Source organism: Desulfocurvus sp. DL1XJH-121 (assembly GCF_054819825.1).
Map to the genome: position 1 here is coordinate 1 of NZ_JBTVWW010000014.1, position 19,852 is coordinate 19,852.

At 67.8% G+C, this 19,852-nt stretch carries 17 protein-coding genes; 13 read left to right on the plus strand and 4 right to left on the minus strand.

All coding sequences use genetic code 11. From position 1 onward, the window contains the following. Positions 1-89: 89 nt before the first annotated feature. The 3 genes from ACYYG1_RS10845 to ACYYG1_RS10855 are packed head-to-tail and all read right to left on the minus strand — an operon-like array spanning position 90 to position 3,556. A complete protein-coding gene (locus ACYYG1_RS10845; RefSeq protein ID WP_461210328.1) occupies positions 90-596 on the minus strand; it encodes a GGDEF domain-containing protein in 507 nt (168 codons plus the stop codon). 60 nt (positions 597-656) lie between these two features. Beyond that, on the minus strand, positions 657-2,084 hold the full coding sequence (locus ACYYG1_RS10850) for a sigma-54-dependent transcriptional regulator (protein WP_461210329.1): 1,428 nt from the start codon (positions 2,082-2,084) through the stop codon (positions 657-659). After that, positions 2,069-3,556 carry a sensor histidine kinase gene (locus ACYYG1_RS10855; protein ID WP_461210330.1) on the minus strand — a complete coding sequence of 496 codons (1,488 nt, stop codon included), beginning with the start codon at positions 3,554-3,556 and terminating at the stop codon, positions 2,069-2,071. The genes ACYYG1_RS10850 and ACYYG1_RS10855 overlap by 16 nt, the downstream gene beginning before the upstream one ends. 177 nt (positions 3,557-3,733) lie before the next feature. Between ACYYG1_RS10855 and ACYYG1_RS10860 the strand changes: the two genes are divergently transcribed. The 6 genes from ACYYG1_RS10860 to ACYYG1_RS10885 all read left to right on the plus strand — a co-directional run bounded on the left by ACYYG1_RS10860 (position 3,734) and on the right by ACYYG1_RS10885 (position 8,223). Continuing rightward, on the plus strand, positions 3,734-4,192 hold the full coding sequence (locus tag ACYYG1_RS10860) for a LexA family protein (protein ID WP_461210331.1): 459 nt from the start codon (positions 3,734-3,736) through the stop codon (positions 4,190-4,192). Next, positions 4,189-5,487 (plus strand): Y-family DNA polymerase, encoded by a 1,299-nt coding sequence (locus ACYYG1_RS10865; RefSeq protein ID WP_461210332.1) that lies wholly within the window; start codon positions 4,189-4,191, stop codon positions 5,485-5,487. Before ACYYG1_RS10860 ends, ACYYG1_RS10865 begins: the two co-directional genes overlap by 4 nt. A 205-nt stretch (positions 5,488-5,692) precedes the next feature. Continuing rightward, on the plus strand, positions 5,693-6,661 hold the full coding sequence (locus tag ACYYG1_RS10870) for a CsgG/HfaB family protein (RefSeq protein ID WP_461210333.1): 969 nt from the start codon (positions 5,693-5,695) through the stop codon (positions 6,659-6,661). 12 nt (positions 6,662-6,673) lie between these two features. Next, the gene (locus ACYYG1_RS10875; protein WP_461210334.1) at positions 6,674-7,021 is read left to right on the plus strand and encodes a hypothetical protein; all 348 of its coding nucleotides are present in this window, start codon (positions 6,674-6,676) and stop codon (positions 7,019-7,021) included. After that, positions 7,018-7,467: a DUF4810 domain-containing protein gene (locus tag ACYYG1_RS10880; RefSeq protein ID WP_461210335.1), complete on the plus strand. Its 450-nt coding sequence runs from the start codon at positions 7,018-7,020 to the stop codon at positions 7,465-7,467. Before ACYYG1_RS10875 ends, ACYYG1_RS10880 begins: the two co-directional genes overlap by 4 nt. 18 nt (positions 7,468-7,485) lie before the next feature. Continuing rightward, positions 7,486-8,223: a GNA1162 family protein gene (locus ACYYG1_RS10885; protein ID WP_461210336.1), complete on the plus strand. Its 738-nt coding sequence runs from the start codon at positions 7,486-7,488 to the stop codon at positions 8,221-8,223. Positions 8,224-8,350: 127 nt separating this feature from the next. Here ACYYG1_RS10885 and ACYYG1_RS10890 read toward each other — a convergent pair whose 3' ends face one another. Beyond that, complete coding sequence (locus ACYYG1_RS10890) at positions 8,351-9,625, minus strand: HD domain-containing phosphohydrolase (protein ID WP_461210337.1); 1,275 nt, start codon at positions 9,623-9,625, stop codon at positions 8,351-8,353. A 158-nt stretch (positions 9,626-9,783) separates the two neighbouring features. On the opposite strand from ACYYG1_RS10890, the gene ACYYG1_RS10895 reads away from it, so the two are divergent. The 7 genes from ACYYG1_RS10895 to mltG all read left to right on the plus strand — a co-directional run bounded on the left by ACYYG1_RS10895 (position 9,784) and on the right by mltG (position 19,735). Continuing rightward, a complete protein-coding gene (locus ACYYG1_RS10895) occupies positions 9,784-10,335 on the plus strand; it encodes a class IV adenylate cyclase (protein WP_461210338.1) in 552 nt (183 codons plus the stop codon). A 35-nt stretch (positions 10,336-10,370) separates the two neighbouring features. Further along, entirely contained in the window at positions 10,371-11,285 is a 915-nt protein-coding gene (locus ACYYG1_RS10900; RefSeq protein ID WP_461210339.1) for a DUF362 domain-containing protein, read from the plus strand. 117 nt (positions 11,286-11,402) lie between these two features. Further along, positions 11,403-13,781, plus strand: a complete 2,379-nt coding sequence (gene hypF / locus ACYYG1_RS10905) for a carbamoyltransferase HypF (protein WP_461210340.1) — start codon at positions 11,403-11,405, stop codon at positions 13,779-13,781. A gap of 26 nt (positions 13,782-13,807) precedes the next feature. After that, on the plus strand, positions 13,808-14,578 hold the full coding sequence (locus tag ACYYG1_RS10910; RefSeq protein ID WP_461210341.1) for a substrate-binding periplasmic protein: 771 nt from the start codon (positions 13,808-13,810) through the stop codon (positions 14,576-14,578). 102 nt (positions 14,579-14,680) lie between these two features. Then, positions 14,681-18,229, plus strand: coding sequence for an FAD-binding and (Fe-S)-binding domain-containing protein (locus tag ACYYG1_RS10915; protein ID WP_461210342.1), 3,549 nt, complete (start codon positions 14,681-14,683; stop codon positions 18,227-18,229). A gap of 13 nt (positions 18,230-18,242) precedes the next feature. Beyond that, positions 18,243-18,665, plus strand: coding sequence for a Holliday junction resolvase RuvX (gene ruvX, locus ACYYG1_RS10920; RefSeq protein ID WP_461210343.1), 423 nt, complete (start codon positions 18,243-18,245; stop codon positions 18,663-18,665). Continuing rightward, positions 18,662-19,735: an endolytic transglycosylase MltG gene (gene mltG / locus ACYYG1_RS10925; RefSeq protein ID WP_461210344.1), complete on the plus strand. Its 1,074-nt coding sequence runs from the start codon at positions 18,662-18,664 to the stop codon at positions 19,733-19,735. The genes ruvX and mltG overlap by 4 nt, the downstream gene beginning before the upstream one ends. Positions 19,736-19,852: the final 117 nt, after the last annotated feature.

Sequence of the window (19,852 nt, forward strand, 5' to 3'; positions counted from 1 at the left end):
TCGGTGAAGTTTCGCAACTCCAGCCGTACCCCAACCAAGGGCGGCATGACCACGCTCATTTCATGGCCTACTGTCAGATGATAACCATCTCAGCACACTAAGCAGCCACCCCACCCCGCGCAACTGGGCCCGCCGTCCTGCACCAGCCGATTCCGCCCGCGTTGCTTGGCCTCGTACAGGGCCGTGTCCGCGCGTTCGATGAGCTGGGCGGGGGTGGCCAGGCCGCCAGGGTGGGTGGCGCAGCCGATGCTCACGGTGCAGGCGATGCGGGCCTCGCCCGTGTCGAGGATGTCCGTCTCCACGCGGCGGCGGATGCGTTCGGCGATGTCCCGGGCTGCCTCGGCCTGCGTGCCGGGCAACAGCACGGCGAACTCGTCGCCCCCGAACCGGGCAAGGCTGTCGCCCCGGCGCAGGCAGACCCGGCTGACCCCGGTGACGCGGCCCAGCGCGGCCAGCAGGTCGTGGACCCCGTCGGGCCAGCCCTTGCCCGAGGCCAGTTCCTCGGCGCTCTGGGCGATGGCCGCAAGCAGAGCGGCGTTGGTGCCGGTCTCGTAGTCCCGGCCCAATTCGTGAAACTTCCCGGTACGAATATTCATACGCCTATCGTGTCCTGAAGAAGGAACGGAAAGTCAAGGAACGAAAAATCACCCGGCCGATCAGCGTTTGCTCACCAGGGTTTCCACGCGGATGCCGTATTTGTCGATGCGCGCCAGGAGCGTGGGCCGCGACACGCCGAGCAGCCGCGCCGCGTGGGTGCGGTTGCCGCCCGTGAGCTGCAGGGCCTCCTCGATGGCCCGGGCCGCGAAGTGGTCCACGATGTCGTCCAGGGCCCCCTCCCCGCCCTCGCCCAGGCGGCGGCGGATGAAGCGGCCCACCTGGTCCTCGAAGCCGCCGCCCTCGGCCTCGTCCTCCATGCGCTCGCCGTGGATGGCGGCCAGGGCCTCGTCCGGGCCGATGGACGCCCCGCGCGAAAAGATCAACGCCTTGTGCATGGTGTTGGCCAGCTCGCGCACGTTGCCCGGCCAGGCGTGCCCGGCCAGCACGTCCCGCGCCCCGTCCGTAAGCGCGGGCGGCTCCAGGCCCATGTTCCGGGCGTGGCGGGCCAGGAAATGCTCGGCCAGGAGCACGGCGTCGCCCTCGCGCTCGCACAGCGGAGGCAGCCACACCGAGACCACGTCCAGGCGGTAGTAGAGGTCCCGCCGGAAGCGGCCCTCGGCCACGGCGGCCTCCAGGTCGCGGTTGGTGGCCGCCAGGATGCGCACGTCCACGGGGTTGGGCCGCCCGCCGCCCAGGCGCTCCACGCTCTTCTCCTCCAGCAGGCGCAAAAGTTTGGCCTGGATGGAGAGCGGCATGTCCCCGATCTCGTCCAGGAACACGGTGCCGCCGTCGGCCTGCTCGATCTTGCCCATACGGCTGGCCGCCGCGCCCGTGAAGGCCCCCTTCTCGTAGCCGAACAGCTCGCTCTCCAGGAGCGTCTCCGGGATGGCCACGCAGTTGATGACCACGAAGGGGCCGCCCGCGCGCGCGCTGTACTGGTAGATGGAGCGGGCCACCAGCTCCTTGCCCGTGCCCGAGTCCCCGCGCACCAACACCGTGGCCTCGGTGGCGGCCACGCGGCCGATGGCCTTGTACACGTCCTGCATGGCCGGGCTGCGCCCCACCAGGGCGTCCTCGCTGCCCGTCTCGGGCTCGGCGTCCACGTCCACCCGGCTGCGCATGGCCCGGCCCGCGTCCAGGGCCTGGTTGATGAGCGCCAGCACGTCGGGGATGTCGAAGGGCTTGAGCACGTAGTCGAAGGCCCCCAGGCGCGTGGCCTCGATGGCCGTCTCCGTGGTGCCGAAGGCCGTCATGATGATCACGGGCAGGCGCGGCTCGATGCCGTGCATGATCTTGAAGCCCTCCAGGCCGTCCATGCCCGGCAGGCGCACGTCCATGATCACCAGGTCCGGCAGGGCCTCGCGCACCGCGTCCACCCCGTCCTCGGCGGAGCTGGCCGTGTGCACCTCGTGGCCCTCCTGGGCCAGAAGCTTGCGGAAGCTGCGCCGAAGCTGCGCGTCGTCGTCCACGATCAGGATCTGCGCCACTCGCCGTCCTCCTTGCCCGGAAGGGTGATGACGAAGGTCGCGCCCTCGCCCTCCTGGGACTTCACGGTGATCCAGCCGCCGTGCTCCTCAACGATGCGCCAGGCGATGGACAGGCCCAGGCCCGTGCCCTCCTCCTTGGAGCTGAAGAAGGGCTGGAAGACCTCGTCCTTCATGGAGCGGGGGATGCCCGGGCCGTTGTCGGCCACGCGGATCACCGCCACCACCCCGGGGGGATTGATGAACCCGCCCTCCAGGGAGATGGTGATGCGCCCGCCCCCGGGCATGGCCTCGCAGGCGTTGACCAACAGGTTCACCAGAACCTCCTTCAACTGCTCGGGATCGGCGAGCACCCGGGGGAGCTGCGGGCCGCGCACCACCCGCGCCTCGACCCCGTAGGAATCCAGGCGGTGGCGCACCAGGGTCAGGGCGTTGTCCACCACGTCCCCGGGGTCCGTGTCCTGCATCTTGAGCTTGGGCGGCCGCGAAAATTCCAGGAAGTTGCGCGAGATGGCGTCGATGTGCGTGATCTCCTCGGTGATGACCTCGAAGTCCTCGCGCTGCTCGTCGTTCAGGCGCAGGCTGCGCCCCAGGGAAAAGAGCCGGATCTTCACCGAGGTCAGCGGGTTGCGGATGCTGTGGGCCACGCCCGCCGCCAGCTTGCCCGTGAGCGCCCATTTCTCGGACTGCTCCAGGTGTTCGCGGCTCTTCTGCAATTTGCTCTGGGCGAAGTCCACGTCCTCCAGCAGCGAATTCACGCGGCGGCCCAGGTTGCGCATCTCGTCGGCCAGCCAAAGCTCGCCGCCGTCCCCGAAATCGCCCTCCTCGGTCATGCGCCGGATGGGCGTGAGCACGTGGCGCACGAAGACCCAGGCCAACAGCCCGGAGAAGCCCAACACCAGGGGAACCAGCAGCACCGCCGCCGCGCCCACCATCTGCAGCCAGCGGTGGGCCTCGTCGCGGGACTCCTGGATGCGGGCCTCGTGCAGGGTCTTGTATTGGCGGCAGAGGTCGTAGAGCCGGGTGAAGGCCTCGCGCACCCGGCGGTGCAGCTCCAAGCCCTGCTCACGGTCCCCGCGCCGGTAGCGGTCGATGACCAGGGCGCGGTCGTGCACGTAGCCCCGGTACGCGCCCTCGATCCGGCCCAGGATTTCCCTGGACGCGGCCCCGTCCGCCGAGCCCCGGGCCCGCACCAGCCAGAGGCTGAACTCGGCCTCGCGCTCGGCCAGCTGCGCCAGCCACCCCGGGTCGCCGTCCTCCATGAAATAGGTGGTCAGGCCCTTCTGCTCCATGAGGGCGGAAGAGAGGTTCTCCGCGGCCTCGTAGGCCTTGAAATCGCCGTCCACCACCGTGGTCAGCAGATCGCCCACCCGGTACGAATACCACAGCACCACCGCGCCGCCCAAAAGGATGGTCAGGGTGGTGGCCGCCAGCAGCGTGAACACGTAGCCCTTGAGGGAAAGCCGTTTGAACATCGAGGTCCGATTCCCTTGGTTTCCGGTTGGTTGCGCGAGCCTGTACAGCAAACCCTCTGGCGGGAAATTTGGCAAGTGGAATTTTTCGTGAGTGGTCGCGGGGGACTGGCGAAAGTTGTCAAGCAAGGTTGCCGCATTCCCGGGGCCGCGCTATGCCCCGCGATGGAGGACCGACCCATGCATCAGATTCACCGCGAGGACCGCGCCCCCCTGGGGCGGCCCGCGCCCTTCGCGGCGCGCACCAGGCTCGCCGCGCCCCTGTACCTGGCGGCCGTGGCCGCTGGCTTTCCCTCGCCCGCCGACGACTACGTGGACAGGCCCCTGGACCTCAACGAGCACCTGGTGGCCCATCCGGCGGCCACCTTCTTCGTACGCGCCTGCGGGGATTCCATGCTCGGCGCGGGCATCCACCACGGCGACGAGCTGGTGGTGGACCGGGCGCTCACGGCGCGCGACGGCGACGTGGTCATCGCGGCCCTGAACGGCGAACTCACGGTGAAGCGCATCCGCCGCCGGGACGGGGCCGTGTGGCTCTTGCCCGAAAACCCGGCCTACCGCCCCCTGCGCGTGGACGAGGGCGCGGACTTCGAACTCTGGGGCGTGGTCACCTACGTGCTGCACAAGGTGCGGCCGTGAGCGGCGCCCCGGCCACAGCCCCAGGCGTAGCCCCGGGCATAGCCCTGGTGGACTGCAACAACTTCTACGCGTCCTGCGAGGGGGTCTTCGACCCATCGGTGCGCGGCAAGCCCGTGGTGGTGCTGTCCAACAACGACGGCTGCGTCATCGCGCGCTCGCCCGAGGCCAAGGCCCTGGGCATCGCCATGTGCGAGCCCGCGCACCTGCGCGAGGGCTTTTACGCCCGCCACGGGGTGCGGGTCTTCTCGTCCAACTACGCCCTGTACGGCGACATGTCGCGGCGGGTCATGGAGGTGCTCGCGCGCTTCTCGCCGAGCATGGAGGTCTATTCCATCGACGAGGCCTTCCTGCACCTGCCGCCCCGGCCGGGCCGCCCGCCCGAGGCCCAGGCCCGGGAGCTGCGGGCCATGGTGCGCCGCTGGACGGGCATCACCGTGTCCGTGGGCCTGGCCGCCACCAAGACCCTGGCCAAGATCGCCAACCACGAGGCCAAGAAAAGCCCCGCCCACGGCGGGGTCTATGCGCTGGACACGGCGGACGCCGACGCCCTGCTGGCGTCGCTGCCCCCGGGCGAGGTCTGGGGCGTGGGGCACAGGAGCGCACGCAAGCTCGCGGCCCACGGCGTGCGCACGGCCAAGGCCCTGCGCGACATGCCCGACGAATGGGTGCGGCGGCGCATGACCGTCACCGGGCTGATGACCGTGTGGGAGCTTCGCGGACGGCCCTGCATCGCCCTGGACCAGGGCCCGGCCCCGCGCAAGTCCATCGTCACCTCGCGCTGCTTCGGCCGCGCCGTGCGCACTTACGAACACATGGCCGAGGCCGTGGCCGCCTACACGGCCCGCGCCGCCGAGAAGCTGCGCGCCGAGGGCGGGGCCGCCTCGCAGGTCACGGTCTACCTCTTGACCAACCCCCACCACGGGGACCAGCCGCAGTATTCCAACTCCCGCGTGGTGGCGCTGCCCGCGCCCACATCCCAGACCCCGGCGCTCCTGGCCGCCGCGCGCCAGGCGCTTACGGCCATCTACAAGCCGGGGTTCGCCTACAAGAAGACGGGCATCATCCTCGCGGGCATCGAGAACGGCCCGGTGCGGTCCCTGTCCCTGCTGGACGCGCCCGGCCAGGACCCGCGCGGCGAGGCCCTGATGCAGGCCGTGGACGCGGCCAACCGCCGCTTCGGCCGCGACGCCGTGGCCTTCGCGGGCGCGGGCCTGGGCCGCCCCTGGCGGATGCGCCAGTCCCGCGCCTCCCCCCGCTACACCACCTGCTGGGACGAACTCGTCAGCATCGGGTGAAATCGGGGGCTCCCCTCAACCCGGCATCCGTTCACAGGCCAGATCCGGGCAGGGCACATATCCCGAGAGACATACCAGACGGTGAAATTTTCGAATTAAATATTAGAACAATCCGTTCTTATTGTGTTTTACTAATATATCTTGATTGGGATAATCTACGGAGCTATCCTCCCACCGCGCACATTTCATACGCGAAGGAGGAGACATGCTGCGTAATTATGTGGTCGCCTGCCTGCTGGCCATGGGAATGCTGGCCTCAGGCTGTGCAACGATGTCCAAGCCCAAGGTGGAAAAGATCCCCGCGACGGCGCCGGTGGTGAGCAAGACCATCAAGGCGGAACAGTCCCAGAAATATACGGGGCTGAAGCGGAAAGTGGCCATCGCCCGTTTCACCAACGAAACCAAGTACGGGCAGAGCTTCTTCCTGGACAAGGACAACAACCCCGTCGGCAAACAGGCGGTGGACATCCTGTCCCACGCGCTGTTGGCCTCGGAAAAATTCATCCTCTTGGAACGGGCCGACCTGGGCAAGATCGCGGACGAGCTCAAGATGGGGGACGCCTCGCCTCTGAAAAACATGGCCGACTACCTCATCGTGGGTTCAGTGACGGAGTTCGGCAGAAAGGAACAGGGCAAGGTTGGCATCTTCAGCCGTACCAAGGAACAGGTGGCCTTCGCCAAGGTGCACATCCGGCTCATTGATGTAGCCTCTGGCGCCATCCTCTACGCCGAGGAGGGCGAAGGGCTATCCTCATCCGAAGCGGGTAGCGTGTTCGGCGTGGGCGCACGGGCCGGGTACGACTCCACCCTGAACGACAAGGCCCTGGAAGCGGCCATCGTCAACCTGTCCTCCAACATCATCGAAAACCTCATGGACAAGCCTTGGCGGAGCTACATCATCGCCAAGGAGGAAGGAAACTTCATCATCGGGGGCGGTTCATCCCAGGGCATCAAGCCGGGCGACACGTTCGACGTCGTCCGCAAGGGCAAGACCATCGTCAATCCCCAGACCAACATGCCCGTGACCCTGCCGGGCAAGAAGATCGCCTCCCTGCGGGTGCTGGCCTCCGCCGGAGACACACCCCAGAACGAAGTTTCGTTCTGCGAGCTGGACAGCGGCTCCCTAGACGGCGTGACCGACTTCTCCCTGCTGTACATCCAGGAACCCAAATAAGGTGAATGAGTTATGAAAAAACTGGCACTGTTCATCCTGCTGGTCTTGAGTGCGGCCATGCTCAGCCTGGGCGGCTGCGGATACAAGGAAGCGACGCTCAATCCGGACCAGAAAGCCTATCTGTGGTTCTCGGGCAAGACCGAGGGGGTTTCGGCGTTCGTTGACGACCAAGGCCCCATCGACCTCGGTCCCCGGTACTACACAGATTCCATGGGCAACAAACAGGCGAAGACGTCCGAGATTCACTACGAAATCGAGCCCGGCAAGCACAGGGTGAAACTCGTGCGGGACGGGCAGACCATCCTGGATAGGATCTTCCTCATCGGCAACCACATGACCAGGGAGATAGAAGTCCCATGAAAAGCGCACAACAAATGATCTGCCTGGGAGCCGTCCTGTGTCTGCTTTTGCTCTGCGGCTGCCAGAAACAGGGGCTGTACTACTGGGGTGATTATTCCGAGACGTACTACGCCTACGCGCAATCCCCGGGAGAGGAAACCCTGGCGGCGCACTTGGCAAGCCTGGACAAGATCATTGAAATGTCGGGGAAGAAGAACAGGGCAGTTCCTCCCGGGGTATACGGGGAATATGGATATTACATGTTGAAGGCCGGAAAAACCGAACTGGCCGTGAGTATGTTCCGGAAGGAGGAGGCCTTGTATCCCGAATCCCACGTGTTCATGGACAGGCTCATCGCCTCGGCCGAAAGCGACGAGAACACGCCGGACAATCCAGAAAATGCGGCCGAGGTCGCACAAGACGGCACCCGGGCACACGACGAACCCAACACCCCGGCGGCCAACTAGGCTCCCAGGAGAAGCATCATGAAGATGAAGCCTTTCGCCATATTCATGCTGGTCGCGATCCTGTCCTGCGGGCTCGCCGGCTGCGCCAAGCAGGTGACAAAGTTGGAAGAGTTTCCTGGAATGTATGAGGAAGACCCGACTTCGATCCTGATCCTGCCGCCAATGAACGAAAGCACGGCCGCAGACGCCAAGCAATACTATTCCACCACCATCCAGGAACCGCTGGCCCAGAATGGATATTATACATTCCCCATGCCAGTGACAGACGAAATCCTGAGGCGGGAAGGCGTGTATGACACAGAGCTTCTGTACAACATGCCAGTGACAAAGTTCAAAGAATACTTCGGCGCCGACGCCGTACTCTTCACGACAATCAGAAAATGGGATTTGATGTACGCTGTTATCGCAGGAAACTTGACTGTTTCCTTTGACAGCGAAATACGTTCCACAACCAGCGACAGGGTCCTCTGGAAATACAACGGCACGGTGGTCGTGGATTTATCGGGTGGCAGTGGAGGCGGCGGGCTTTTTGGGTTGGTTGTAAAGGCCGTGGTCACGGCGGTGAACTGCGCGGCAGCAGACTACGTGCCCTATGCCAGGATGGCCAACTACCAGTCCTTTGCGGCCATGCCCGCTGGCAAGTACCACACCCGCCACATGCAGGACCAGAACGACAAGATCATCGACCAGACGACAAACACCAACGCGGCTGCGGGCAAGGACCAAGCTGCTGAGCCAAAAACCGCGGTCAACTGACCCGGCACCTCGAACACATGGACAACCAGGCCCGCCCCAGTGGGCGGCTGGTTGTCCATGTGTTCGGCCCCCTGAAACTATACGGCCACACGAGGTCAAAGCTCCCCCGACAGAGAGGCAGAAGGGATTATCCCCTTTGCCCGCCGGAGGCCATCTCCCCGCGCTCCGCGCCCAAGTGCGCCGTCCCGTCCCGGGCGATGCCGAAGCAATTGTCCGCGTCCCCGGCGGCGACCTCCACCACGGCCGCGTCCAGGTCGCTGTCCGCGGCCATCTCGCGCAGGATCCCGAAGACCTCGTCCCGGCCCATGCCCTTGCGGTAGGGGCGGTCCTGCACCAGGGCCTGCAGCACGTCGCACACGGCGATGATCCGGGCGGGCAGGGGCAGGTCGGACAACGCGGGGTGGAACGGATAGCCCGTGCCCGAGCAATTCTCGTGATGATAGGCCGCCCACAGGGCGATCTCGTCCAGGCCGCCGATGCGCCTGAGGATTTCGTATGTCTCGTAGCTGTGCTGGTTGATGACGGAGCGCTCCACCGCCGTCAGGGGCCCCGGCTTGTCCAGTATCCTGTCCGGGATGTGCAGCTTGCCCACGTCGTGCAGGTAGGCGGCCACCTCCACCTTGTCCACCTCCGGCGGGGACAACCCCATGCGCCCGGCCAGATACCGGGCCAGGGCGGCCACGGACCCGGAATGCCGGGCCGTGAAGGGGCTTTTCTGGTCCACGATGAAGGAAAATATCTCGGCCAGGCGCTTGAGGTCGTCCATGCTCAGCTTTTCCTGGTTTCCCGCGGCCATGTCCCAAACGAAATGGGCGATGTGGCGGCCTTCCAAGGCCAGCCAGAAGGCCTCGGGCTCCGAAACCGCCCGAAAGGCGTCGACGACGGCCGGATCGAAACAGTCGTCGCGCCCCTGGAGCACGAGCCTGCGGATGTCGCCCACGTGCAGCAGAATGTCGGGGCCGTAGTAGCGCGCCGCCGTGATGTCCACGCGGTCCACCAGATAGATGATGTTGGCCAGCCGCTTGTCGAGGAACGGAATGTCCAGTTCCTTGAGCTCTGACCAGTGGATGTGGTGGTACAGGATGGGCAGGGCGAGGTTCGCCAGGGGCCGGAAGTCCTTGAGCAGGTCGTGGCCTATGCGGCAATGCGCCTCGGCCCCCTCCCAGTCGAACTGGTTGACGAGATGGGTGTGCACGGAATCCGACGAGACCCCGCAGTCGTGCAGCAGCCCGAGGTCGAAGATGGTCTGCTGCTCCTCCTCGCTGAAACCCAGCTCGTGGGCCACCTGCATGGCCATGAAGCCCACGCGCTTGCCGTGGTTGGTGTCGTTCATGCCCACCAGGCTGACGGCCGTCTCGATGGCCACCACCATCTGCCTGAGGTCGACCAGCATTTCCGCCATGGCACCCCTCCTTCCGAAACTCCACTCCCGGAGCATCCGGCATGGTATCACGGATGCCGTCTCGAGAAAAGGTTGCCTCCTTTTTTACGCCCCCCTAGCCTGCCCGCCGAGGCCTCCCCCCGTGGACAGGCGGGCCACGACAGGGCATGGTGCCCCCCATGGCCGCGAACATCGAGATCAAGGCCCGGGTGCCGCACCTGGGCGAAGTGCGCAGGCTGGCCCAGGCCGTGGCGGGCGCGCCCCCCGAGACCTTGATCCAGCGCGACACCTTCTACCGCTGCCCGCGCGGACGTCTGAAGCTGCGGGAGTTCGGCGGCGGCGCGCGCGCCGAGCTCATCTGGTACGACCGCCCGGACACGGCCGGACCGCGCGCCTCGCGCTGGCTGCGCCTGCCCATGCCCCTGCCGCGCGCGGCGGATTTCCTGCTGGGACTGCTGCTGGGCCGCCGGGGCGTGGTGGCCAAGACCCGCCTCCTGTTCCTGGCCGGGCGCACGCGCATCCACCTGGACGAGGTCCTGGACCTGGGCAGCTTCGTGGAGCTGGAGGTTGTGCTGGCCCCGGGCGAGGACCCGGCAGCGGGCCGGGCCGAGGCCCGGGAGCTCATGCGGCGGCTGGGGTTGGAAGAAAGGGATCTGGTGGACTGCGCCTACGCGGATTTGCTGTTTGCGGAAGATGCGGGGCTCCGCCCCGCGCCCCGCTCAGGGGGATAATCCCCCTGAGAACCCCTCGAGTTGGAGACCCGGATTTGCCCATCCCCGTGGCCCTGACCCGCCAGCCGGATTACGAGCCCGCAGCGCTGCTTGAGGCCGTGGACCGGGCATTTTCCGCCATCGGCTTCGCGCCCTCACGCGGGGAGCGGGTGCTGGTCAAGCCCAACCTGGTGGCCGCGCGCGGGCCGGCCCTGGCCTGCACGGAGCCGGCCATGGCCCGGGCCGCGTGCTCCTGGCTCCTGGACCACGGCTGCGAGGTCGCGGCCGGGGATTCCCCGGCCTTCGGCTCGGCCCGGGGCGTGGCCGCCAAGGTCGGCCTGCTGGACGTGCTGGACGAACTGGGCGTGCCCCTGATGACCCTGGACACGCCCCAGGCCCTGCCCCTGACCCAGGGCGGCGGCGTGGGCCTGTCCTCGTTGGCCCTGGCCTGCGACCGCATCCTGAACCTGCCACGCCTGAAGGCCCACGGCCAGATGCGCGTGAGCGCGGGCGTGAAGAACCTCTTCGGCTGCGTCACGGGCATGCGCAAGGCCCTGGCCCATTCCCGGTTCGGGGACCAGGGCACGCGCTTCGAATCCCTGATCCTGGACGTGGCCATGGCCCTGCCCCCGGTGACCACGCTGCTGGACGCGGTGCGCTGCATGCACCGCGACGGGCCCATAGGGGGCGCGCCCCTGGACCTGGGATTCCTGGCCGCCTCTCCCGACCCCGTGGCCCTGGACACGGCCGTGTACGGGCTGCTCTCCCTGGCCCCCGGCGACGTGGCCCTGTGGCGCGAGGCCCGGGACCGGGACCTCCCCGGGGCCTTTGCCGAAAACCTGGCCTTCCCCCTGGACGCCCCGGACGGCCTGGATGCTTCGGCCTTCCAGGTGCCGCAGGCCCTCAGGCCCGTGACCTTCCACCCCCTGCGCCTGGCCCGGGGGGCCGTGCTGCGCCTGTTCAGCCGCTGACCACGGCGCAAGGGACGACGAACCCGCCCCGGGCATTGATTTTTTCCTCATACCGGGCCACCATCGGCCCTTGCCGCAAAACAGCCGCCCAGGCGCGGCTCCACTTGAGGACGATACGTGACCCGCAAGCGTTTCACCATCACCGGCGCGGTGCAGGGCGTGGGCTTTCGGCCCTTCGTCTACCGCCTGGCCCTGGAGGCCGGGCTCACGGGCAGCGTGCGCAACACGCCCGAGGGCGTGATCATCGAGGTCCAGGGCGGCGAGGGCACGGTGCGCGGCTTCGGCCACGACCTGCACGCCAAGCTGCCGCCCCTGGCGCGCATCGTGACCTGCGAGGAGCGCGGCCTGGACGCGGCCCCGGGCGAGGAGGCCTTCGAAATCGTCGCCAGCACGGGCGGCGAGGGCCACAGCGTGCTCATCAGCCCGGACACGGCCACCTGCGCCGACTGCCTGGCGGACATCATGGACCCGGCCAACCCGCGCCACCTCTACCCCTTCACCAACTGCACCAACTGCGGGCCGCGCTACACCATCACCCGCTCCATCCCCTACGACCGGGACAAGACCTCCATGGCCTGCTTCCCCATGTGCGAGTCCTGCGCCCGGGAGTACGCGGACCCGCTGGACCGCCGCTTCCACGCCCAGCCCAACGCCTGCCCGGACTGCGGGCCCGAGGTCCGGCTCACGGACCCGGCGGGGGCGGAGCTGGCGCGCGGGCCCGAGGCCCTCGTGGCCCTGGCCCGGGAGCTGGCCTCGGGCAAGGTGGCGGCGGTCAAGGGCCTGGGCGGGTTCCACCTGGCCTGCGACGCCACAAACCCCGAGGCCGTGCGCACCCTGCGCCAACGCAAGAACCGCTACGGCAAGCCCCTGGCCGTGATGGTCCCGGACCTGGACGCGGCCCGGGCCCTGGCCGAGATTCCCCCGGAGGAGGAGGCCTGGCTCACGGGATTGCAGAGGCCCATCGTGCTCTGCCCGTCCCTGGCGGGCTCGCCCCTGGCCCCGGAGGTCATGCCGGACACGCCCTTCATCGGGCTCATGCTGCCCTACACTCCCCTGCACCACGTGCTGTTCCTGCACTACGCCGAGGCCCTTGCCGGCTTCCGGGTCCCGGCCCTGGTCATGACCTCGGGCAACCTCTCCAGCGAGCCCATCAGCCTGGGCAACCGCGAGGCCCTGGCGCGGCTCTCCGGCATCGCCGACGTCTTCCTGCTGCACAACCGCGACATCCTCATCCGCTGCGACGACTCGGTGCTGCGCGTGGTGCGCGACGGCGGGGAGCCGAAGCCGCAATTCCTGCGCCGGGCGCGCGGGTTCACGCCCTCGCCCGTGTTCCTCTCCCAAGGCGGCCCCACGGTGCTGGGCACCGGGCCGGAACTGAAGACCACCCTCTGCCTGACCAAGAACGACCAGGCCTTCGTCAGCCAGCACATCGGGACCATGGAGAATCTGGAGACCTTCGGGTTCTACAAGGAGATCGCCGCGCACCTGGCGGACATCCTCCAGGTTGCGCCCAAGGCCGTGGTCTCTGACCTGCACCCGGACTACATGACCACGGAATTCGCCCGGGAGTACGCCCGGGACGCGGGGCTGCCCGTGTTCCAGGTGCAGCACCACGCGGCCCACGCCCACGCGGTCATGGCCGAGAACCGTTTCGAGGGCCGGGCCCTGTGCCTGTCACTGGACGGCACGGGCTACGGCGAGGACGGGACCCTCTGGGGCGGCGAGGCCCTGGTGGTGGACAACCGGGCCCTGACCCACGAGCGCGTGGCGCATTTCTCCCCCGTGGCCCTGCCCGGGGGCGAGGCCGCCATCCGCGAGCCCTGGCGCATCGCCCAGGCCTTTCTGCACAACCTGGGCATCCGCGAGCCCGGGGCGCGGCCCTGGCCCTGGCTGGCGGACCACGCCCGGGCCTCGGCCGTGGTGGCCCAGATGCTGGACAAGGGCGTGAACTGCCCCCTGTCCACCAGCTGCGGCCGGCTGTTCGACGCGGTCAGCGCCATGCTCGGCCTGAAGGTCACGGCGGCCTACGAGGCCGAGGCGGCCATCGCCCTTGAAACTGCCCAGTATGTCGCAGCCCAGTACGGCCTGGACCATGATGAATTCTACGCCCTGGAGATGGTTCCCCAGGCCCACGGCCCCGCGCTCCTGGACACCCGGGGGCTCTTCGAGCTGGCCTACCGGGACTGGGAGGCGGGCCAGGACCCCGCCGTCATCAGCCGCCGCTTCCACTGCGGGCTCGTCCACGGGCTGGCCGAGGCCTGCGCGGCCCTCTGCGCCGGGGAGGGGCTGACGCATGTGGGCCTGTCCGGCGGGGTGATGCTCAACCTGACCCTGGCCCAGTCCCTGCCCCGGGCCCTGCGCGCACACGGGCTCGCGCCCCTCACGCACACCGAGCTGCCCCCGGGGGACGGCTGCATTTCCCTGGGCCAGGCGGCCTACGGCCAGCGGCTCCTGGCACGCAATTGCCCCACAAATGCCCACGAACTGTTGCACTGACCGTCCGCACCCTGCTACCATCGGGTATGCCTAAAAGACTCCTGCTCCTCTTCTGCGCGCTGCTTCTGGCCCTCGCGCCCCTCGGAACCCCGCCCCGAGCCGAGACCCTGCGTCTGGCGACCCTGGAATGGCCGCCCTACATCGGGCACGACCTGCCCGAAGAGGGCTATGTCGCGGAACTGGTGCGCAAGACCTTCGCCCGCTCGGGGCTGGCCGTGGAATTCGTCTACCTGCCCTGGACGCGCGCCGTATCCGAGACCAGGGCCGGACGCTTCCACGGCTATCTGCCCGAATACTACTCGCCCGAACTGCACGAGGACTTCGTCCTGTCCCGGCCCTTCCCTGGCGGCCCCCTGCACCTGTTCACGCCCAAGGGCAGAATGGTGGCCTTCGGCTCCCTGAAGGACCTGGTCCCGTACCGCATCGGGGTGGTCAGAGGCTACGCGAACACCCCCGAGTTCGACGCCGCCGACTTCCTGAACAAATACCAGGCGGCCAACGACGTAACCAACCTGCGCATGCTGGCCCGGGGCCGCATCGACCTCATGGTGCTGGACCTGAACGTGGCGCGGTTCCTGGCGGCCCGGGAGCTGGGCTCGCCCGACGCCGTCCGCCCCCTGCTCCCGGCCCTGGGGGACAAGGCCCTGTACGTCTGCTTTCCCAAGTCCCGATCCGACCACGAGCGCCTGCGCGAGGCCCTGGACAAGGGCCTGCGCATCCTGGAGCAGAGCGGCGCGGCCGGCCGCATGGCGCTGCCCCGGGGCATGGTCCTGAGCCCGGTCCCGGAGACGCCCTGACCGTCCGCCGGAGGGCGAAATACGCGCCTTGCCATCCGTGCGACTCATACTTATAGTGATCGGTCCGTCAACCCTCCCCGAACAGAGGTCGGTAAATTCACCATGCCCTACAAAGGCCCCCATATTTCCATCCCCCCGGATCCGCTCGTGGAGCGCGTCCTCGGGGTCGCGGATAAAGAGTTCAAGCAATGGCCCGAGCATGTGCGCGAAGCCGCCCTGGACCTCACCGCCGAATTGTTCCTGATCCGATACAACCCGTTCATCGATCCCGAGCTGGTCTGGAAGAGCGTGCAGTCCTCCTTCGCCCAGACCAAGCTGGCCATGTCCGAGGAGTACTCCTCGGCCATCGCCACGGGCATGTTCCGCTTCTGGAACCGCTTCACCGACGACATGAAGTTCCGGGACGAGCTCATCAAGCGCCTGCAGCAGGTCCTGCCCCCCGACTGCATCGACCTGCGCCCCAACTCCCGCGTGGAATGCGCCACCGACGCCACGGACCTGCGCATGGAGCTGCCCATGCTGGTGCTGCATCCGGCCACCACGGAGCACATCCGCGACATCGTGCGCCTGGCCGGGGAGATGCATTTCGCCCTGGTGCCCCGGGGCGGCGGCTCCGGCCTCACGGGCGGCGCCATCCCGGCGGACAAGCGCAGCGTGATCCTGTCCCTGGCCAAGCTCGACGCCATCCTGGACATCGACACGGAAAACCGCGTGCTCTGCGTGCAGAGCGGCGTCATCACCCTGGACGCCATCAACGCCTCGGCCAAACAGGGCCAACTCTTCACCGTGGACCCGGCGTCCAAGACCGCGTCCAGCATCGGCGGCAACATCTCCGAGAACTCCGGCGGCCCCTTCGCCTTCGAATACGGCACCACCATAGACAACATCCTGTCCTACAAGATGGTCATGCCCGACGCCTCGCTCATCGAGGTGGTGCGCGTGGACCATCCCCGGCACAAGGTCCTGCCCGACGAGACCGCCGTGTTCGAGGTCCGGGGCGAGGACGGCGCGGTGCGCGAGACCATCGCCCTCAAGGGCACGGACCTGCGCGCCAAGGGCCTGGGCAAGGACGTCACGGACAAGTACCTGGGCGGCCTGCCCGGCGTGCAGAAGGAGGGCGTGGACGGCATCATCACCGAGGGCTGTTTCACCCTGCATCCCCTGCAGCCCCTGTCCAAGGTGCTCTGCCTGGAATTCTTCGGCCGCACCATGCGCCCGGCCATGCAGGTCATCAAGGACATCATCGCCCTGCGCAACACCATCCGCGAACAGGGCGACCTGGTGAAGATCTCGGCCCTGGAGGAATTCGGGGTCAAGTACGTCCAGGCCATCGAATACAAGAAGAAATCCGCCCAGTACGAGGGCGAGCCCATCAGCGTGCTCATCGTGCAGCTGGATTCCGGGGACGACGAGGCCCTGGATTCGGCCGTGCAGTCCGTGGTGGACATCGTCCAGCCCTACGAAAACGTGGACGTGTTCGTGGCCCGCGACCCGCACGAGGCCGAGGTCTTCTGGGAGGACCGCCACAAGCTCTCGGCCATCTCCAAGCGCACCTCGGGCTTCAAGATCAACGAGGACGTGGTCATCCCCACGGACGTGATCCCCGAGTTCTCGGACTTCATCGAGGAGCTCAACGTCCACTACAGCGCCCGGGCCTACCGCTCGGCCCTGCAGGACGTGGGCAGGCTCCCGGACTTCGGCGTCCAGGACAAGTTCATCAACATGGAGTTCACCTTCGCCTCCAAGATCATCAACGGCGAGGTGCCCGCGGGCGAGATCAGCGACCAGGAGCTGGAGGTCCAGTCCTACTACTTCTTCAGGGACCTGAAGCACCGCTATCCCGAGCTCGCGGAGCAGTTGGACGCCGTGTACGAGAACATGCGCGCCACGCGCGTGGTCATCGCCTGCCACATGCACGCGGGCGACGGCAACTGCCACGTGAACCTGCCCGTGAACTCCAACGACCCCAAGATGATGCGCCTGACCGAAGAGGCCGTGCACAAGGTCTCGGCCAAGGTGGGCGAGCTGGGCGGCGTGGTCTCGGGCGAGCACGGCATCGGCATCACCAAGATCGGCTTCGTGCCCCAGGAGCGCATCGACGCCCTGGCCGCGTACAAGCGCCGCGTGGACCCCGGGGACATCCTCAACCCCGGCAAGCTGGTGCGCCGCGAGCTGCCCGTGAAGCCCTACACCTTCTCCTTCAACAAGCTCATCGGCGACCTGGCCAGGACGGGCCTGCCCGACCGCCAGCGGCTCATGAGCCTGCTGACCAACGTGCAGACCTGCACCCGCTGCGGCAAGTGCAAGTCCGTGTGCCCCATGTACGAGCCCTCGCGCTCGCTCATCCACCACCCGCGCAACAAGAACATCAGCCTGGGCGCCATGGTGGAGGCCATCTACTACAGCCTGGTCACCAGCGGCGAACCCGACCAGAAGGTCCTCAGGCAGGTCCGCGACCTGGTGGACCACTGCACGGCCTGCGGCAAGTGCATGAGCGTCTGCCCGGTGAAGATCAACACCCCGGAAGTGACCCTGCACATGCGCACCTTCCTGGAGGACAAGGGCTCGGGCGGGCATCCCATCAAGAGCCGCGTCCTGGGATACCTGGCCAAGGACCCGGCGAAGCGCGTGCCCAAGGCGGCCAAGGCCGCGGCCCTGGGCCAGGCCATGAGCAACCGCACCGTGGGCCTGATCCCGGCCGCCTGGCGCAGGAAGGCCCAGAACCCCATGTTCCAGGGCAAGGGGCCGCTCCTGGGCCTCAAGCATCTCTCGGAGACCCTGCACCTGGACCGGGGCTCGTTCTTCGCGCCCGAGGCCGGGGCCGAGCACACGGTGCTCTACTTCCCGGGCTGCGGCGCGGGGCTGTTCACGCGCTCCATCGGCATGGCGTCCCTGTACCTGCTGCTCAAGACCGGCACCAGCGTGATCCTGCCGCCCGAGCACCTCTGCTGCGGCTATCCCCTGGTGGTCAGCGGCTGCGAGGAGGCCTTCAACACCAACCGCTCGCGCAACATGGAGGCCATGGCCGACCTGGTGCGCGCGGCGGCCGCCGCCGGGCTCACCCCCAGCCACGTGCTCACGGCCTGCGGCACCTGCCGCGAGGCCCTCAAGGAATACCACCTGGACACGTTCTCCTCGCCCATGGAGCACATGGACGTGACCCAGTTCATCCTCAAGAAGGCCGGAGGCATCAACGCCGAGGCCGAGGGGCCGCTCTTGTACCACGCGGCCTGCCACGCGGAATGGACCGGCGTGCCCGCCTCCAAGTCCAGCGCGGCCTACGCCACGGCCCTGTCCCAGCTCACGGGCCACAAGGTCGCGGTCAGCCCCGGCTGCTGCGGCGAGTCCGGCATGGGCGCCATCACCACCCCGGGCCTGTACAACAAGCTGCGGGCCCAGAAGCAGATGGTGCTCGGCAGGGAGCTTGCGGACTATCCCGAGGACAGGCCCATCGTGGTGGGCTGCCCCTCCTGCCGCATCGGCATCGAGCGCAGCCTGATGGGCATGCACGAGAACCGCAAGGTCCTGCACAGCGTGGAATACCTGGCGGGCCTCGTGGGCGGCAGGAAGTGGAAGAAGGAACTGGCCTCGGCCCTGCGCGGCGCCGCGGACCAAAACGGGGTGCGCACGGTCGCCCTGGCCCCGATGTAGGCGGCCGCCGGGCATGCGCATCCTGGGCATCGACTTCGGACTCAAGCGGGTGGGCCTGGCCCTGACCGATGGTCTTGGGACCATGGCCTTTCCCCACGCCACGCTCACCCGCACCACCCGGGACGCCCTGTTCGAGGAAATCCTGCGCGTCATCGAAGCCGAGGGCGTGGAGGAGATCGTGGTCGGGCTGCCGCTGCTCCTTGACGGCGGCGACTCCCTGACCACGCGCCAGGCGCGCAACTTCGCCGCCAGCCTGGCCCGGCGCACGGACAGGCCCGTGGTCCTGGTGGACGAACGCCTGTCCTCCGAAGCTGCGGAGCAGGACCTGCTGCAGGCTGGCATGGGCAGGCGCGCCAAGCGCAAGGAGGTCCTGGACCAGCAGGCCGCCGTGCGCATCCTGGAGACCCGCCTGCAGCAGACGAGGGAAGCCCGGTGAAGGACCCCCTGCTCAAGGACGGCCTGCTGCGGGCCCTGGCCGCCACGGCCACGCGCCGCCGCCTGCTCTACGCCCTGGCCGGGGCCCTCGTCCTGTGCCTGGCCGTGTCGGGCTGGGTGGTGCACCGGGCCCACGATTTCCTGACCACGCCCCCGGAGGTCCCGGGCCGCGAGGTGGTCCTGGACATCGCCCCGGGCAGCAGCTTCGACCAGGTGGCCGCCACCCTCCGGGCCAAGAACCTGATCACCGACACGGACAAGTTCCGCATGCTCGGCCGCTGGGAGGACAAGATCGCCTCCATCAAGGCCGGGGAGTTCCTGCTGAACACCAACTGGAGGCCCCTGCAGATTCTGGACGTGATCACCTCGGGCCGGGCCGTGCTGCACAGGCTGTTCGTGCCCGAGGGCCTGACCTGGTGGCAGATCGGGCGGCTGGTGGAAAAGGAGGGCCTCGCGGACTTCGAGAGCTTCGAGCGCGCGGTGCACGACCGCGAGCTGCTGGACCGCTTCCAGATTCCCTTTGCCGACGCCGAGGGCTTCCTGTTCCCCAACACCTACCTCCTGCCCCGGCCGCGCGGGGGCGACGCCGCCCCGGTGGTGCGCACCATGCTCTCGGCCTTTTTCGAGCACGCCGCCGAACGCCTCTGGCCCGACGGCCCGCCCGAGCCCGCGGAGATGCGGCGCATCGTGACCCTGGCCTCCATGGTGGAAAAGGAGGTCGGCGTGGACGCCGAACGCGAGCGCATCGCCGGAGTCTACGCCAACCGCCTGAAAAAGCGCATGCTCCTGCAATGCGATCCCACGGTGATCTACGGCCTGGGCACGGCGTTTGACGGCAATCTGACCCGCGCGCACCTGCGCGACAAGGCCAACCCCTACAACACCTACCGCCACAGGGGCCTGCCCCCGGGCCCCATCTGCTCGCCGGGATTCAGATCCCTTGAGGCCGCCATGGCCCCGGAAAAGAACAGCTTCCTGTATTTCGTGGCCAAGGGCGACGGCACCCACCACTTCAGCCGCTCCCTGGCCGAGCACAACCGGGCGGTGCGCATCTACCAGTTGCGCCGCTAGCTCCTCCCCCGCTCCCGCTTCTCACGCCTCCTTATCCACATTCGCACGCGCCCGCGTGCGAAAATGCTTGCCGCTTTTGCCGGCAACGCATATACAATAAAAGAATAGCAATATCCC

Coding starts and splice junctions, on each gene's coding strand:
- ACYYG1_RS10845 (WP_461210328.1), bottom strand. CDS start 596: ATGAATATTCGTACCGGGAAGTTTCACGAATTGGGCCGGGACTACGAG.
- ACYYG1_RS10855 (WP_461210330.1), bottom strand. CDS start 3,556: ATGTTCAAACGGCTTTCCCTCAAGGGCTACGTGTTCACGCTGCTGGCG.
- ACYYG1_RS10860 (WP_461210331.1), top strand. CDS start 3,734: ATGCATCAGATTCACCGCGAGGACCGCGCCCCCCTGGGGCGGCCCGCG.
- ACYYG1_RS10870 (WP_461210333.1), top strand. CDS start 5,693: ATGCTGCGTAATTATGTGGTCGCCTGCCTGCTGGCCATGGGAATGCTG.
- ACYYG1_RS10875 (WP_461210334.1), top strand. CDS start 6,674: ATGAAAAAACTGGCACTGTTCATCCTGCTGGTCTTGAGTGCGGCCATG.
- ACYYG1_RS10880 (WP_461210335.1), top strand. CDS start 7,018: ATGAAAAGCGCACAACAAATGATCTGCCTGGGAGCCGTCCTGTGTCTG.
- ACYYG1_RS10885 (WP_461210336.1), top strand. CDS start 7,486: ATGAAGATGAAGCCTTTCGCCATATTCATGCTGGTCGCGATCCTGTCC.
- ACYYG1_RS10890 (WP_461210337.1), bottom strand. CDS start 9,625: ATGGCGGAAATGCTGGTCGACCTCAGGCAGATGGTGGTGGCCATCGAG.
- ACYYG1_RS10895 (WP_461210338.1), top strand. CDS start 9,784: ATGGCCGCGAACATCGAGATCAAGGCCCGGGTGCCGCACCTGGGCGAA.
- ACYYG1_RS10910 (WP_461210341.1), top strand. CDS start 13,808: ATGCCTAAAAGACTCCTGCTCCTCTTCTGCGCGCTGCTTCTGGCCCTC.
- ACYYG1_RS10915 (WP_461210342.1), top strand. CDS start 14,681: ATGCCCTACAAAGGCCCCCATATTTCCATCCCCCCGGATCCGCTCGTG.
- ruvX (WP_461210343.1), top strand. CDS start 18,243: ATGCGCATCCTGGGCATCGACTTCGGACTCAAGCGGGTGGGCCTGGCC.